The 15916-nt window shown below is 61.9% G+C and carries 16 protein-coding genes; 2 read left to right on the top strand and 14 right to left on the bottom strand.

Annotated features, from left to right (window positions below):
* Positions 1–13 precede the first annotated feature (13 nt).
* Both X730_RS151020 and X730_RS151015 read right to left on the bottom strand, forming a co-directional pair.
* The gene (locus X730_RS151020) at positions 14–610 is read right to left on the bottom strand and encodes a histidine phosphatase family protein (protein WP_023826375.1); all 597 of its coding nucleotides are present in this window, start codon (positions 608–610) and stop codon (positions 14–16) included.
* A complete protein-coding gene (locus tag X730_RS151015) occupies positions 607–1710 on the bottom strand; it encodes a myo-inositol-1-phosphate synthase (RefSeq protein WP_023681094.1) in 1104 nt (367 codons plus the stop codon). Before X730_RS151015 ends, X730_RS151020 begins: the two co-directional genes overlap by 4 nt.
* A gap of 85 nt (positions 1711–1795) precedes the next feature.
* Here X730_RS151015 and X730_RS151010 point away from each other — a divergent pair, with 85 nt between their 5' ends.
* On the top strand, positions 1796–3610 hold the full coding sequence (locus X730_RS151010) for a hypothetical protein (protein ID WP_245261360.1): 1815 nt from the start codon (positions 1796–1798) through the stop codon (positions 3608–3610).
* Positions 3611–3618: 8 nt separating this feature from the next.
* On the opposite strand, the gene X730_RS151005 is transcribed toward X730_RS151010, so the two are convergent.
* The 9 genes from X730_RS151005 to X730_RS150965 all read right to left on the bottom strand — a co-directional run bounded on the left by X730_RS151005 (position 3619) and on the right by X730_RS150965 (position 12837).
* Complete coding sequence (locus X730_RS151005; RefSeq protein WP_023667982.1) at positions 3619–3804, bottom strand: hypothetical protein; 186 nt, start codon at positions 3802–3804, stop codon at positions 3619–3621.
* Positions 3805–3898: 94 nt separating this feature from the next.
* Positions 3899–4939 carry a UDP-glucuronic acid decarboxylase family protein gene (locus X730_RS151000; protein ID WP_031196939.1) on the bottom strand — a complete coding sequence of 347 codons (1041 nt, stop codon included), beginning with the start codon at positions 4937–4939 and terminating at the stop codon, positions 3899–3901.
* A gap of 23 nt (positions 4940–4962) precedes the next feature.
* Complete coding sequence (locus X730_RS150995) at positions 4963–6066, bottom strand: glycosyltransferase (protein ID WP_023826378.1); 1104 nt, start codon at positions 6064–6066, stop codon at positions 4963–4965.
* On the bottom strand, positions 6063–7157 hold the full coding sequence (locus X730_RS150990; protein WP_023667985.1) for a glycosyltransferase: 1095 nt from the start codon (positions 7155–7157) through the stop codon (positions 6063–6065). The genes X730_RS150995 and X730_RS150990 overlap by 4 nt, the downstream gene beginning before the upstream one ends.
* Positions 7154–8284 carry a glycosyltransferase gene (locus X730_RS150985; RefSeq protein WP_023681098.1) on the bottom strand — a complete coding sequence of 377 codons (1131 nt, stop codon included), beginning with the start codon at positions 8282–8284 and terminating at the stop codon, positions 7154–7156. The genes X730_RS150990 and X730_RS150985 overlap by 4 nt, the downstream gene beginning before the upstream one ends.
* A gap of 2 nt (positions 8285–8286) precedes the next feature.
* A complete protein-coding gene (locus X730_RS150980; RefSeq protein WP_023681099.1) occupies positions 8287–9387 on the bottom strand; it encodes a glycosyltransferase family 4 protein in 1101 nt (366 codons plus the stop codon).
* Positions 9372–10664 carry a TIGR04295 family B12-binding domain-containing radical SAM protein gene (locus X730_RS150975; RefSeq protein WP_023725527.1) on the bottom strand — a complete coding sequence of 431 codons (1293 nt, stop codon included), beginning with the start codon at positions 10662–10664 and terminating at the stop codon, positions 9372–9374. The genes X730_RS150980 and X730_RS150975 overlap by 16 nt, the downstream gene beginning before the upstream one ends.
* On the bottom strand, positions 10661–11734 hold the full coding sequence (locus X730_RS150970; protein ID WP_023696367.1) for a GDP-mannose 4,6-dehydratase: 1074 nt from the start codon (positions 11732–11734) through the stop codon (positions 10661–10663). Before X730_RS150970 ends, X730_RS150975 begins: the two co-directional genes overlap by 4 nt.
* Positions 11731–12837 (bottom strand): SDR family NAD(P)-dependent oxidoreductase, encoded by a 1107-nt coding sequence (locus X730_RS150965; protein WP_023681102.1) that lies wholly within the window; start codon positions 12835–12837, stop codon positions 11731–11733. The genes X730_RS150970 and X730_RS150965 overlap by 4 nt, the downstream gene beginning before the upstream one ends.
* Positions 12838–13054: 217 nt before the next feature.
* Between X730_RS150965 and X730_RS150960 the strand changes: the two genes are divergently transcribed.
* Positions 13055–13330, top strand: coding sequence for a hypothetical protein (locus X730_RS150960; RefSeq protein WP_023667991.1), 276 nt, complete (start codon positions 13055–13057; stop codon positions 13328–13330).
* Positions 13331–13545: 215 nt separating this feature from the next.
* Here X730_RS150960 and X730_RS0133770 read toward each other — a convergent pair whose 3' ends face one another.
* The 3 genes from X730_RS0133770 to X730_RS0133775 all read right to left on the bottom strand — a co-directional run bounded on the left by X730_RS0133770 (position 13546) and on the right by X730_RS0133775 (position 15751).
* Positions 13546–13872 (bottom strand): low affinity iron permease family protein, encoded by a 327-nt coding sequence (locus tag X730_RS0133770; protein WP_023681103.1) that lies wholly within the window; start codon positions 13870–13872, stop codon positions 13546–13548.
* Between the two features lie 110 nt (positions 13873–13982).
* Positions 13983–14465, bottom strand: coding sequence for a DUF2269 domain-containing protein (locus X730_RS150955; RefSeq protein ID WP_023687798.1), 483 nt, complete (start codon positions 14463–14465; stop codon positions 13983–13985).
* Positions 14465–15751, bottom strand: a complete 1287-nt coding sequence (locus X730_RS0133775) for an SDR family oxidoreductase (RefSeq protein WP_023725526.1) — start codon at positions 15749–15751, stop codon at positions 14465–14467. Before X730_RS0133775 ends, X730_RS150955 begins: the two co-directional genes overlap by 1 nt.
* Positions 15752–15916: the final 165 nt, after the last annotated feature.

Below are 15916 nucleotides of genomic sequence, written 5' to 3' on the forward strand. Positions count from 1 at the left end.
CGGAAAGTCCTCGTCAGGCAGCTTCGTTCATTCGCAGGAGCTTGGAGCCCCAGTCACCCGACACGATCGTCGTGATCGAGGCTGGATCGATGTCGAAGCGGAAGCAGTCGCCGACCGGCAAGCCAAGCACCTTGCAGACGGCGGCTTTGATCACGTCGGCGTGGCTGACCAGGGCGACACACTGATTCGGATGCCGCTCGCGCACTGCGTTCATCAGTGCGACGATCCGCTCCTGGACATCCAGCATGGTCTCGCCGCTCGGTGTCCTGGCCTCCTGCCGCTGGTCGTTCCACGCCCGCCAACCGGCATCGCCATTCAACTCGTCGAAAGTCTTTCCCGACCAATCGCCGAAATCGATCTCGTCGAGTTCGGCGCAGATCGCGATTTCACCGACGCCGCAGGCAAGCGCGATCGGCACGGCCGTCTCTTGCGTACGCTCACGCGGGCTGCACAAGATGGCTTCAATAGGCTCCCGGGCCATTCGGCCACCAAGCTGCGCGGCCTGCGCCTTCCCAGCCTCGCCAAGGCAAACGCCGTCCATCCGTCCTGCAAGATAGGAGCCGACATTGTCGTGAGCTGCATGACGGATCAAAAAGAACGTTGTCGTCATTCCGCGGCATCCAGCAAAGGCTCGTCCTTGCCGGCGATGAAGGCGAGCGTGCGCTGCCGCGCTTCGGCGTCGGTGAACTGTTCGGGAGGCGACTTCATGAAATAGCTGCAGGGGCCGGTCAGTGCTCCCGCTATGCCGCGATCGAGCGCAAGCTTGGCGCAGCGTATCGCATCGATAACCACGCCGGCTGAATTTGGAGAATCCCAGACTTCCAGCTTGAGCTCGGCGTTGAGCGGCACGCCGCCGAAGGTCGTCCCTTCCACCCGGATGTAGGCCCATTTGCGATCAGTCAGCCACGGTACGTGGTCGCTGGGTCCGACATGAATATTGCCCGGCTCCAGGGGAACATCGAACTGGCTGGCCACGGACTGGGTCTTGGAAATCTTCTTTGATTCCAGCCGCTCGCGTTCCAGCATGTTGAGGAAGTCGGTGTTGCCGCCGAAATTCAGCTGATAGGTGCGATCGATGCGCACGCCGCGCTCGCGGAAGAGATTGGCCAGCAGGCGGTGAACGATGGTCGCCCCGACCTGGCTCTTGATATCATCGCCGACCAGCGGCAGCCCTCGCTGCTCGAAGCGCCGGCGCCATTCCGGACGTGAGGCGATGAAAACGGGTATGCAGTTGACGAAGGCGCAGCCGGCCTCAAGCGCGCATTCGGCGTAGAAGCGCGTCGCCTCCTCGGAGCCCACCGGCAGGTAAGAGACCAGCACGTCGGCGCCGCTGTTGCGCAGGATTTCGCTGACGTCGGCAACCGGCTCCGGCGCCTCCTCGATTTCGTCGCGCAAGTATTTTCCGATGCCGTCAAGTGTCGGTCCGCGCTCGACGCGAACGCCGTTTGCCGCCGCATCGGCAAAGCGGAACGTGTTGTTCGGGGCGGCGTAGATTGCTTCAGCGACGTCGAGGCCAACCTTGCTCCTGGCGACGTCGAATGCGCAGACAATCTCGATGTCGTCGACATGGTAACCGCCGAGGTCGGCATGCATCAGCCCTGGGATTGGTTCGTTGCTTTTTGCGTGACGATAATAGGAGAGGCCCTGCACCAGGGAGGATGCGCAATTGCCGACCCCGACGATACCGACACGAACCTTTTTCGATCCCACGAAACTGCCGCCCTATGCTGTTCAAAGGTAAGTTCCTGCCGCCGAACCACCAGCGTGCCGGAATGTTCCTTGGCCTGCCGAAAAATTGCGCAAGACAGCATGGATCGAAGCAGCGCTCGCTGCGTTGCCGCAAGGCAAAGCATTGGAAAACCGATCGATGATCGTTTACGGCGACCAGAAGCGGAGGCAGAGCGCAGAACGGCTTCGCGATGCTGCGAGCGAAATTGCTCAAAGTCTGGACCGCATGGCTCATGGCGTCCGACGCCATGCCGCGTTGGTCGGGCTATTCATCAGCGTATCGGAACTGGTTCGCGCGCTTGCCGATGTCGATTTCGAGAACAGGGGCATCGACATCTTTTCGCCGCGGCAACAGCAAGGCGCCAGATTGCTGGTTGGTGTTGCGGCAGAGGTGGCGAAGTCGTGGCGAAGCGGTTTCGCCGTGGGCGGTGGCATCGACCCGGGACTTCTCCAACTGCTGGACGGGTTGGATTGCGAGGCTGAGGTTCTGACCGGTTCGGCCGAGGGTTACGCGCATTACGCGCTTTATCCCGAAAGCTATTTGGGAGCGGCGCAGGAGTCAGGTCTCGATGCGAACACATGCGTGATCGGCATCCGCAGCATCGGCCTGGGGCTTGCCGCCATAGTGGCTGCCGCGATTGGCGCGCCGGCGCCGTTCAGCGTTCGTCCGGTCGGCCATCCTTTCCGCAGGCACATCAATGCCGATCCGCGCTCGATCGCTTCCTGGAAGAACAATCCATCGGCATGCTTCGCCGTTGTAGACGAGGGTCCCGGTCTGTCCGGCAGTTCGATGCACGCCGTCGTCGCGTGGCTGCGGGAACTGGGTATTGGTATGGACCGCATTCACCTGTTTCCCAGCCATCCTGGCGACCCGGGCATCGAAGCGTCACGGGAGGCCAGGGAGACATGGTCGCGCTGTCCGAAACATGTGGCGACGGCGCTCGAATGCACCTTCCCCGAAAGCTCGAACATTCCCACGCTGCGCGACTGGGTGGCCGAGGCGGTCGGCAGCCCCGAATTACGCCTGACCGAACTGTCTGGTGGCGAATGGAGGAGCGTCCACTACGTCGACGAAAAGCATTGGCCGCCGAGCCCGCGCGGCATCGAGCGGCGTAAATTCCTGGCGTCCGCGGGGTGTGGTCGCTGGCTCGTCAAATTCGCCGGCCTCGGCGAAACCGGACGGCGTAAGAGACGAGCCGCGGAAATGTTGGGGAAAGCCGGGTTGGGATCGCAAGTGGTCGGGCTTTGCCACGGCTTTCTGGTCGAACGGTGGATTGACGGCACCACGATGGACCAGGCGCCGCTGCCCAGAGGAAGGCTGGTCGCGGAGTTGACGCGCTATCTAACCTGGCGGGCGCTCAATCTCCGAACCTGCGAACCGGGTGCATCATTGCTCGCACTCGCGGAAATGGCTGCTTCCAATACATCTGAAGCCCTGGGCGAGAACCGAGCGGCGACGTTGCGCGGCTGGCTCTCGAAAAAAACCCCTGCGCATGTTCTGCAGCCGGTGGAAATCGACGGAAAGCTTCACGCGTGGGAGTTTCTCGTTTGTGCCGACGGCTCGGTGGTCAAGACAGATGCCGTCGACCATTGCCGGGCACACGATTTGATTGGCTGCCAGCCGATAGAGTGGGACATTGCCGGCGCCCGTGTCGAATATGGACTGTCCGACAGCGATGTGACGACATTGGTCGAGGGGATGGGGCTCGATATTGACAATGGCCACATCGATTTTTTCGAACCCTGCTATTTGGCGTTCCAAATCGGGCTCTGGAGCACGGCTGCGCAATCCGAAAATGGCCAGGAAAAAGCAAGGCTGGCCGCGACCGCAGACCGATACAGGGCGGGGCTGATACGGTTCCTGGACGACTCTCAGGTGTAGCGTTTCGATCAATCCAGCCTTCGTAGCATGTCTGCTTCCTGCTCGAGAATAGCGGCCACTTCCTCGCGCTGCAGATGCGTCATCATCAGGCTGACGCAGCACTCGAGATAGGTGATCGAGGAGCGCCGCAGATAGGCAGCCGCCTCGCGTTCGGCAATCTTGTCGACATCCTTCGCGGGTCGCTTGGGTTGCATGAGGATGATCCTCCGTATCGGGTCCCTCCCGCCAAACTACAAGGTTGGATGGATGTTCCGCACGATCTCCGGGCAGGTCCGGCCGCGGCCCACGTCATGCAGGAAGGTTCTGCAGCCCGCCTGCGGGTCTCCTTTTGGCAAGGCCTGTCATCTGATCGCCGATGCCGGTGCCTTCGAGCGCCGCGAAATAATCGATCGTCAGCTTGAGCCCTTCGTTGAGCGGCACTCTCGGCGACCAGCCGAGCAGCGTTTTCGCACGCGAAATATCAGGCTGCCTGCGCCGAGGATCGTCTTGCGGCAGGGGCAGAAATTTCAGATCCGACTTGGTGCCGGTCATCGCCTTCACCAATGCCGCCAGTCGCACGATGGTGAATTCTCCGGGATTGCCCAGATTGACCGGCTTGCCCGGATTGGGGTCGATGTTCATCAGGCGCATCAATCCATCAATCAAGTCGGAGACATAGCAGAAGGATCGCGTTTGCTGGCCGTCGCCGAATATCGTCAGCGGACGCTTCTCGAGCGCCTGCATGATCAAATTCGAGACGATGCGACCGTCGGCCGGATCCATTCTCGGACCGTAGGTGTTGAAGATGCGCGCGACGCGGACGTCGGCCTTGCCGGCCCTTAGATAGTCGAAGCAAAGCGTTTCGGCGGTGCGCTTGCCCTCGTCGTAGCAGGCGCGTGGGCCGGTGCAGTTCACATGACCGACGTAATCCTCCCTTTGCGGGTGTTGTTCCGGATCGCCATACACTTCGCTCGTCGAGGCCTGCAGCAGTCGCGCGTCATTGCGGACAGCGAGTTCGAGCAGGTTGAGGGTTCCGATCACGCAGGTACGCGTGGTGTGTATCGGGTCGGCCTGATAACGCGGCGGTGAGGCGGCGCAGGCCAGGTTGAAGATGTGATCCACGGGCTCGCCGAGATCCAATGGCCGGCAGATGTCCTGCTCGATCAACCGGAAACCCGGCCGGTCCATGATCGAGATGATGTTTTCCATGCGCCCGGTCAGAAAGTTGTCGACGCAGATCACGCGCCAGCCGTTGCGGAGCAATACTTCGCAAAGATGCGAACCGAGGAAACCCGCGCCGCCGGCAACAAGCACCGTCTTTGCCCCGTGCGCCTTTCTTGTCTGTCGCATCGCTGTTTTCTCCTGTCTGCCGTTCATGCTGCACTTCCAATGTCGAGATCGAGGGCCGTCGCCGTTGGTTGGGTCAGCGCCGCCACGAATTCGCGAGCCCTGGCCCCACCGGTGTGGGAAGCGAGGACGAGTTTGCGAGCCCGGCCGGCCATGGCCAGGCGTGCGCGCTCGGACTCGCCAACGAGGATATCGATGACTTCGTCCGTCTCCGCGGCGGTGTGGATCGCCGATGCGGGAAAGAAGCTGTCGAGCCCTGGCCAGTGGTCGCTGACGATGGGCGTGCCGCAAGCCGCCGCTTCGAACAGGCGCACGCTGGGCGACCATCCTGCGGTGATCATGGAACTGCGTGTGACATTCAGCGTGTAGCGCTGACGGCTATAGAACGCGGCGTGATCGGCTGGCGGCAAATGTTCGATGCGTTCGACATTGTCCGGCCAGATGATGTCGGATGGATATTGGGAGCCGGCCACGACGAAACGGAGGTTCGGCATATGCCGTGCGGGCTCGAGCAGCAGAGCGTTCAGCGTTGTCTGCCGGTCCATGCTGTAGGTGCCGAGATAGCCGAGGTCCCAGCGGATCGGATCTCCTGTCGGGTGATGCCGTTCCGGATCGACCGAACAATAGAGAGGTTCGGCATGACGCGCGCCGAAGTCTTGCGCCAGATGGTTGAGCGTTGGTCCGCCAGTGAAGGAGAAATAGACATCGAAATACGGAATTTGCCGCGAACTCAGATAATCGCAATCGTCGGCTGAAAGCTTGGCCAGGGTCACCGGGGTGTCGATGTCGTAAAAGCAGAGCTGCCCCTTGCAAAGCGAGGCGACGATGTCGATGACCTGGCGTCCTTCTGGAACAAAGGATCCGATGACGATGATGTCGGCCTGCTCCAGGCACTGTGCGTAGTCGCGTTGCAGCTCCGCAGTGGTTTCGTAGTAGCGCAAGGCGCAGAACTCCGGATCGCGCAGATCGCGGTGATTGGCGTACCAGGGCACGTTGCGCTCCAGAAAAGTCACGTGGTGACCGAGTCCGTGCAAGCCTTTCAAAAGACCCCGGAAAGTCGTGGCGTGGCCGTTTCCCCAGGATGAGGACAGCGACAGGCCGAGAAAGACGATGTCCAGTTTCTTGGTCATTCCGCTGCCTCCACGGCCCCGTGCTCGAAATGACGTTTGAAGACGGCATCCGCCACATCCGCCCGAAGCGCGTAGGTATGGTCCGCCAGCACGCGGTGAAGTGCGGCTTGGCCGATTGCCTTGGCCCGCCCGGGGGTCAGCGAGCGCATTATTTCGGCGACATCGCCGCCGTCACGCGCGACCAGGATCTCCTCGCCTGGTTTCAGGAACAGTTCCACGCCCAGCCATGCATCCGTGATGAGACAGGCGCCCGCGCCGGCCGCCTCGAACACTCGCGTGGCCGGTGAAAAACCGTTGGCGGCCATGCTGTCGCGGCTGATGTTCAACACGGCTTTTGGGGTGACATTGAAGGCGTTGTGATCGCGGGTGCCGACATGGCCGAGCCAGCCTACATTGGTGGGGAGCGGCTTGTCGCCCCAACCCGAGCCTCCGAGCAGGAAACGCTGTTTCGGCAGCTGGCTGGCGGGATCGAGGAAAAACGATTCGACACGCGCTTCACGGTCCGGCAGCCGGTTTCCGAGGAACGCCAGGTCGCAGGCAAAACGCGCTTTGCTGGCGACCGGATGGTGCGTTTCGGGATCGAGCGCATTGTAGATGGGCACGCACTCCTTGGCGCCCATGGCACGATAGGCCCAGACAACGGGATCGCCGCCACCATAGGTCAGCACGAGGTCGATCTCCTGCAGTGCACGATGGAGCGGGTGGTCCGGCTCGTCGCGCAACTGGGCAAGCGTGGCTGGCGCATCCACGTCCCAGAATACGACAAGCGCGTCGCTGCGGGCGTGGTCGAGAACGGCGCGAAGCAGCGCCTCGTCTTCGAAACCGACGCCACTCGCCTTGACGACGATGTCGGCGCCGGCGGCACGTGCCGCGACCTGCATCAGCGCATGCTGGGTCGCCTCATAAACGACGACAGTGCACCAGTCGGGAGCTTCGATGTCGCGGTTCTTCTGCCGGTCGTAGACATCGGGTTCGTAGAACGTGATCTCGTAACCCAATTGCGAAAGTGCCTTGAGCAAACCGCGATAGTACGTCGCGGCACCGTTCCAGTAGGACGACAAAAGGCTCGATCCATAGAATGCGATCTTCATGCGACGGCTTCCTTTGCGGCTGTCGGGACGGCGGTGTGTCGGTTCGCGCATTGCGTGAGCACGCCGAGCAACTCGTCGACGCGGTGGCGGCAGGTGTGCCGCGAGCGGATGGTCTCGAGACCCGAGGTCACCAGGGAGGCCGCAAAGTCCTCGTCGGACAACACCGTCCGAAGCTGTTGCCGCATTTGCGAGCCATTCTCGGCAAACAGGAAGTCGACACCGGGCCTGAAAAGCTGCTCGACATCGGACCATGGCGCTGAAATCAGCGGAATGCCGCAGGCGAGTGCCTCGAACATGCGGATCGTCGGGATTCCGGGCAACCTCTCGCGATAGGGGCGCCGTGGAACGTGAACGGTGACACGATGCGCGGCGAAGGCCTTCGGCACGTCGGCATTGGCGATCCACCCCTCATAGCGCAGTCCTGCGGTGGCCAGATCCGCAAGTGCGGTCTTGGGGTAGCGTACGCCGTGAACAGCGGCATCAAGGCCGAGATCGTGCACCGGCTCGATCAGAAACTCCTTGAGTTCGGCGGTCCGCTCATCATCGCCCCAGTTGCCGATCCAGACCAGATCGGAGGTGGGGTGGATCTCCGGGTGCGGCTTGAACAGGCGATCGTCCGCCGCTTCATGCCAAGTGAAGACGCGCTTGCCCCAGCCGGCGCGCAGATAGCTCTCGCGCAAGGTTTCGCCAAAGGCGAGAACGCCGTCATAGTGCTCCAGCCGGAGCGCCGAGAGTGCCTCGGTCGCAGACACGGCCCGGTGGTGGGTGTCGTGAAAAAGAAGGATGAAGTTGCCGCCGGCGGCCCGGGCACGGCCAATACGTGCGACAAGCTCCGGATCCGTCCACTCATGAACGATCACAACGTCGGCCTCGGCAATCCAGGCTTCGTGATCAAATCCGGCGTCGTAGGTCACCGGCATCAGTTCGGGAAAATCCTTGCGGAAGCGTTCGATGGCGAACGACCCCTTCTCAGCCAGCAGATTCGACCGGCTCCAGCCATTCGCCGGCTCCAGCGCAATAGTCTGATGCCGGCGCTGGACCAGCTCTCGCATGACGCCGCGCAGGAAATGGGCATTGCCATGGTTCCAGTCGGAAACGACCGAGTGGGTGTAAAACACAAAGCGCATGATCAGCGCTCCGCCATCGCTAAGGCCGCTTTGTCGTAGACGCCGCGCATAGCCGCTGTCTGCTTTGTCAGCCTAAACCTGCGGCTGCGTCGGATGGCTGCCTGGCCAAGCTCTCGCCGGAGCTCGGCATCGCTGGAGAGACGGTTGAGGCAGGCAGCGAGATCGTGCGGATCGCGCGCGTCAAAGAATATCGCGGCCCCGTCCCATAGTTCGCGATAGGTGGCGATATCGGAAAGCACCAGGGGCGTAGCCGACATGGCGGCTTCCAGCGCGGCCAGGCCGAATGGCTCGTAGAGCGATGGCGATACGAAAATACCCGCGCGAGCCATCAACGAACGCACCTCATCGGACGGCACTGCTCCCAGAGGAACAGCATGGCTGAAGCTGACATGCTCGCCGTTTGGGCCGTTCGTCGAACCGGCGGCAAACAGAGGCCATCGCGTCAGGGACGCCGCCTGATCGACCACCGCCGCATTTTTGCCCTCGTCCCACCAGCGGGCAGCGGCGAAGACGAGCGGTTGATGCTTTTCGGCCTTCGGCAGAGGACGGGCACCATTTGTGACCACACTCAAGCGCGCGATCGGGCCGTAGCAGGTCTCTAGCATGTCGGCATGGCTGCGGCTCGGCGCGATGACCGCGTCGGCCCGATCCATGCCGCGTCTGTTGCGCTCCTTCTGCCAGGCCCATGCCCCATCCGCCGCCTGTCCTCTGACCGCATGGAACCAGGTCGTCACGCAGGAATGGGAGACCACCACGACCGGGCATGGCGCGTCGAATCCCGCCGCCTGCGAAGGCGCGTTGAAATGGACAAGGTCGATGGCGTGGTCGCGCATGGGCGCATGCAACTCCCGCGGCAGCGCGTCGAGATCACCGCCGTTGCGGGTCATCCAATCCGGCGGCGTGTTCAGCCAGATCAGCTTCGCGAAAGCCTCCGCCTCGTCGGCCTGCTGCCTGGACGGTGGCGGACCGAGGCCGGCAAGCACCACGCTATCGCCGCCGTTGACAAGTTCCCTGGCCAGGTCGAGCGCATAGCGCCACACGCCGCCCACGGCGTCGACCGTCATCAGGATGCGCCGCGAGCGCGGCGTCAGTGTCCGCAACATGTCGCCTCCAGTTCCGCCAGCGGACGCGGGCGCCTTTCCTGGATGTCGCTGAACTTCTGGAATGATGCGAGATAGTGATCATGGGCGCGCTCCCAGGCGAGGTCGTCGGGTTCGCCCCAAAGCTCGCGATAGCTTGGCGAACTCGGATATGGATAAAGCGGTACGGGTTCATTGGCCCACACGCCGTTGTCGATCAGGTGCGTTCGCCAGTAGTCCACAAGGGCAGGGTCATCCTCGACGACGCCGATCAGATTGGCCTGTACGAACGGAACGTGACGCCTGGCATTGACGAGCAGCGCGGCAAGTTCCTCGGTACCCAGACGGCAGCGTTTCGCCAGCATCGCACGACCTTCCACGGTCAGGCTTTCGAGGCCGGCCTCGATGGAGACACAGCCAGCCGCACCGAGCAGTTCCAGCAGCTCGGGCTTCCAAAGGTCGATGCGGGTCTGCACACCGAACTTCACGTCGCGATGGATCAACGCTTCCAGCAGCGCTTTTTGCGGCAGGAAGATTTCATCGATGAAATAAATGTAGCCGACCCCCTGGGCAATCAGCCCATCGATTTCCGCTATGACAGCCTCGTGGTTTCGGCGGCGATAGGCATCGCGGAAATCGATCTTGGCGCAGAAGCTGCAATTGTAGGGGCAGCCGCGCGATGCTTCGACCTCCGCGCCGAACCCAACCTGCTTGTCATCGAACCTGTGATGGTGATGCGAATGGGCTGCGATCCAGTCTGATGGCCATTGGAGTGGCGGATGATCGACAAACGAGCTGGCGTGGACGCCGCCGTTCAAAACCACCTTGGCGTCGCGCAGGTAAGCGGTCGAGGGGACCGCGCTCCAGTCGTCGCGCCGGGCAAGTTCCGCGACGATTTCCTCGCATTCGCCGCGCACAACAATGTCGACGCCAAGCTTGCGCAAGGTTGGCGCGGGCGTAGCCGAGCCATGCGGCCCGACCGCGACTGTGCGTCCACCGCGCCCGGCGAGACGGTTGAGGAAATCGGCCGGCACGCGCAACTCGGGTGGTGCGCAGCGCCAGAACAGATAAGTCGGGGCGGTACTGACGACCGTCATTGCAGGCGCGAAATCAGCCACACGCTCGGAGAGGTCCGAGTTGTCGAGCTTCTGCAATTGCCCATCCAGCATCAACACCTCATGGCCGGCTGTTTCGAGGAGGGATTTCGAATAGCCGAGTTCCAGCGGGAGATGTGGTTGGCGGCAGCCGAAATAGATGCTGTCGTCATAGGTCCAGAACGGGTTTACCAGGGCGATTTTCATGCGACGTACCTCACGACTTCGGGGCGAGGCTGGAGCCGGTGTTGTTGCAGCCAGTCTGCGAGATCGCGAATGCCTTCGCGCCATGAAACACGAGCTTTCCAGCCAAGCATCGCTTTGATCTTGCGGGTGTCGGCGACGAAGAAGGGCTGATCGCCGGTGCGTTCGTCATCATGGCGGATCGAAAGCTCATGGCCGGTCAAGCTACGGATCTCGCTCAACAGCATGCGCAGGCTGATCGCATTATCGGGGCCGCCGCCAAGATTGAATGCCTGGCCTTTGGTCGTCTCGATACGATCGAGCGTGGCCCTGTAGGCGGCGACCGCATCGGAGACATGCAGTATATCGCGCACTTGTCTGCCGTCGCCGTAAATGGTGATTGGACGTCCCGTCAGCGCACTCAGCAGGAAGTGCGCGACCCAGCCTTGATCCTCGGTTCCGAACTGGCGCGGCCCGTAGATGCAGCTCATCCGCAGCACCGCCGTGGGCATGCCGTAGGATTTGGCATAGTCGAGCACATATTGGTCCGCCGCGCCTTTGGAGCAGCCATAGGGCGTGCAGAAATCCAGGCCGTGGGTCTCGTCGATGCCATTCGCTTGGATGATGCCGTCGCAAGGCAGGTAACGATCGCCGTCCTCGCGCACCGCGACGTCGGGCAGGCTGCCATAGACCTTGTTGGTGCTGGCGAAGACCACCGGAACAAACTCACTGCTCAGCCGCGCCGCCTCGAGGACATTGAACGTTCCTCGAAGGTTGATGTCGAAATCCTCGTCCGGTTGGACCAGGCTCGTTGTGACGGCGGTTTGCGCGGCCAGGTGGAAGATCGCCTTGGAACTCTTCAGAACGGGCGCAAGCGCGTTGGCGTCGCGCACGTCAATCGTTTCGACCATGAGGCGGCTTCCGTGTTTCTGCGCCAGCCATTCAAGGTTCTGTTCGACGCCGGGGCGGCTGAGATTGTCGATCACCAGCACCGGCTCGCCATCCGACAACAGGCTGTCGGCCAGGTTCGATCCTATGAAGCCGCTGCCGCCGACAATGGCGACGGGCGCGTCGCGTCGATTGCGCGTATTCATGACACCAGCCCACGTTCTTCAAGCTCGCGTTTCATGTCGGCGCCGCGGTCGATGGCGGACGAGTTGCGCACCCAGGAAACGAAATCGGCGAGCGAATTCTCCAGTTGTTGCCTCGGCTCGAAACCGAGCAGCTCACGGGCCTTGGAAATATCGGCGAAGCAGTTGCGGATATCCCCGGAGCGCGCCTTGCCGAGCAACTCTGGCGAGCGGTCCGGCGTTCCCATGGCCTCGGCAAGTACCCGCGCGACGTCGCTGATAGCATAGGCTCGGCCGCTGCCGATGTTGATGACGTGACCCCTTGCCTGGCGTTGCTGCAGCGCAAGACGAAAGGCGCGGGCGACGTCATCCACATGGACGAAATCGCGTTTCTGTTCGCCATCCTCGAAGATCATTGGACGTTGGCCGTTGGCGAGACGCGAAGCAAAATTGGCCAACACGCCGGTATAGGGGTTCGATAACGCCTGGCCGGCGCCGAAGACGTTGAACAGGCGCAGCGCGACCGCATCGATGCCATAGGCTTCGCCGAAGATCAGCACGGCGCGTTCCTGGGCGTATTTCGTCAGTGCATAGATAGAGGCGAGATCGACCGGCTTTTCCTCGTCCGTCGGCAGGGGGGAGAGGGGTTCGCCTTCCGGCGACAGCGGATTCCACTGTCCGTTTTTGATGTCGCTCGCCTTGCGCCGGGCATTGTCGATGCGCCGGCCGTCCGATGTAGCATAGAGGCCCTCGCCATAGACACTCATTGATGAGGCGACGACAATGCGCTCGACCGGGTGTTTGATCAGCGCCTCAAGCAGCGTCGCGGTGCCGAGATCGTTGGTGCCGACATAGCGCGCGATCTCGTACATCGACTGTCCGACGCCGACTTCCGCGGCTAGATGAATGACCGCGTCAACGCCTTCCAGCGCCTTGGCGACCGCCTCCCGGTCCCGAATGTCGCCCTTGATCAGCTCGGCCCCGGCGGGAAGGGCGACTGTTTCGCCTGCGTGCACCTGCTCCAGCAGCACATCCAAAATGCGAACCGAATAATCCTGCTCGATGAGTTCCTGGGCGACATGCCGGCCGATGAAGCCGCAGCCCCCTGTAACCAATATCCGTTTCACGACCACTCCTCAGACAGGTAATCTTGGCGACCCGAACTTTTCGGCAAAAGGTTTGTTCCCTTGGCTTCAACAAAGTTCCTTTGGCCGGCTTCGTTCGGAAGCAGCCACATCGCGCTCGCCGCGCCGTGCCGGAACATTGCCGCCCTTGTGCTGTTAGGACGCCGGCAGCCCCGACGATGCCCGATGTTGGCAACGCCGATGATCAAAGGAGATTTCAATGTCCCAGTCGCAAACGACCACCAATCACGACGAAATCCGCAAATGGGCGGAGGAGCGGGATGGACGGCCGGCAGTGGTTCGCACCAAAGGCGCGGGCGGCATCCTGCGGATCGACTTCGGCAAACCCGAGGAAGCATTCGAGCCGGTCGAATGGGATGAGTTCTTCCGCATATTCGACGAGAACGATCTGGCCTTTCTTTACCAGTCCAAGACTGGTGACGGACAAACCAGCCGTTTCAACAAGTTCGTCGAGCGCAACCAGAAGGGCGAATGACGCACTTCGAGCCGGCCGATTTGCCTGACCTGGTTCTCGGGCAAATTTTTCTGGATGCGGTGGAACAATAGGGGCTCCGATCCTTCCGTCGCTGAACCACAGCCGCAGCAAGGATCGAAGGCCTTGGCCCTGAGCGCAGGAGGCGGCGGGGCTGGATAGGCGTCAAAAGCCGGAAACCCGCTACTCGTCCTGCCGTGAAACCAAAACGCCGCTCATCAGTCGTCCTGCTGCCTGCGGTGGCGGTGTTTTTCGATTTCCTCGGGCTCTTCATCGTCGATCCGCGTGATGTTCGAGGCATTGTGGTCTGATCGCAGGATCTCATCCAGTTTGGCGTGAATGGCCTGAGTGTCGCGGTGCTCGGCACGCTGGATGAACAGCGTCATGGCCCACGTAAACAAGGTAGCCGCTCCATGCCAGTCCAGGGTCTGTCGCTCGAAGATCATCCAAAGGATTGCGTAGACCAACAGGATCAGGAATGCCGCGGGGCGGGAGGTTAATGTGCCGATTGAGGTAAGCACGCCGGTGACGGGATGATTGGCCATGCGAAAGAACTCGCGGCAGTGACCGTGGTTCCCGACCGCAGTGCATCGCGCCGGCACGAGCCAGCTAGGCGCGACGGATGAATTCACGGCGCAGTGCTTGCCGATCGCAGCTACAACGATGACCACTCGATTGCCGGGCGCGCAATCATCAGCCAGAAAATGGCGAGCACGGCGCCGAAAGCTGGGAAGCCGAAGACAAACCAGCGTCTGAACAGCTGATGGTAGCGCTCGGGAGGAGGTTGGTTGGAGAGTGCGGCCTGTGTGGCTAGATTTCGCATCTCGATCTGCATCCACACGACAGGCAGCCAGAACAGGCCCGTTAAGATGTAGAGCAGGATCGAGAGAACGATCCATCCTTCGGACAGCGAATACCCCGCAACCCTAGCGAGGCCCAGTCCGGTCAGAGGTTGTGCGACAACGGCCGTAGCCGTGAACAGGAAATCAGCCAGCACGACAATTCGGGCGATGGCTGCGATCGTCGCAGCATTCCCGGTCCGGTGTGCCAAAAGCATGAAAAAAGCAATGCCGGCACCAGTTCCGAGCAGCACAGCAGCGCCGATCACGTGCAGGTATTTAAGCACGAAGTACATCATCAGCGTTCCTCCAGAATGGCCAGCGCTGCAAAATGCAGAACGAGGATCGGGAGGATTTTGATCAGCGGCCCGAGTGGCTCAAGCCAAAGATCCGGCCGCAGAATGCTCCCAGCGGTCGCATAGAAAAGCGATACCGCGATTGCGCCGAAAAGACCAAGCCGGCTGGTTGGGCGCCAGGCGACAAGCGCCCCGACGGCGATGTCAGCCAGCGCGCCGGCGACTACCGCCGGTTCGGCCAAGGGGCCGGCAGCAGTGCCAATCAGCAAGTCAACTCCGCTGCGCCAGCCGGCGGTGAGGGAAATGATGCCGGTCATGATCCAGAAGAGCGGCAAGACGACAAAGAGCGCCGGCTTGACGAAGTAAAGACCGGCGAACCATCGCTCCTGCACGGTCGCAGGATTTAGACGCAGTGCAGATGTAAGACCTGATGGTTGAATGCCGGTCGCCGTCATCCACGGCTGGGGATCGCCGACAGCGCCACGGGCAATCTCTTTTGCTGCATTGCTGCGCATGGGCGGGCGCCAGCCCAGCTGAGCCGCGGCATCCCCGAACCTGTACAAGATAGCTGCGGCCCAATTCGGCAAGATGAACTCCCGAGCACTGCTCCATCCGAACCAGCGGCGATAGCGACCCACGACCTCGCTCATCGAAAGTGCCTCGGGCCCAGCCAGGTCCAGCGTGAGGTGCGATGGGCTGCCGGGTTTGAGGAAGAACAGGACGGTGGAGATGACGTCATCGAGTTGGACGACTTGGAGATGGCCCGTGTCGGGCATCAACGGCAAGAGCGGCAACGCCGCGAGGCCGCGAAACAGTGCACTTGCGCCGAAGGCCGGCCTTCCCAGCACTACGGAGGGGCGCAGGATGACCCAGCTAAGGCTACGTGCCATCAGTGCTTCATCGCCGGCGAGCTTGCTGGCGGAAAAGGCGGACGGCTGCTGGCGATCGACCCCGATGGCAGAAAAGTGAATCACCTTGTTCACACCTGCTTGCTCACACGCGGTGAAGAGAGCCGAGGCGCCGGTAGAATGGACATGCCGGGTGTTTTCCCGGGCACTATCCTGGAGGACGCCGGCACAGTTTACGACGGCGTCCACACCGGCGAGATAGGGGATCCAATCCTGAGGTCGCAAGGCCCGCGCCATATCCCGGGAAACGGTTTGGATCTCCGGGTGGACGCCAGTGTCTGCGTGGTGAAGCACGCGGACCACTTCATGACTCTCGCCGGCCAGGCGCGCGCAAAGCGCGGCTCCAATCAGACCTGACGCGCCGGTGACGAGAATTTTCATTCCTTCCTCCAGCCGTTCGCCAGCGCGTGCCCGTCCATCAACCCAGCGGCTGCGCCTGGGAGAACTCTAGCAAAGCCGAAGCCGGTAGTCTCACGCCGGGTGGAACAGGTTCCGGGCATCAACGCAGCCAAAGGTGAGCCGGTACGGTGCGTTCGCATCTGCAGG

Origin of the sequence: Mesorhizobium sp. L103C131B0 (assembly GCF_000502275.1) — a bacterium.
In the GTDB taxonomy this organism is placed as follows: Bacteria; Pseudomonadota; Alphaproteobacteria; order Rhizobiales; family Rhizobiaceae; genus Mesorhizobium.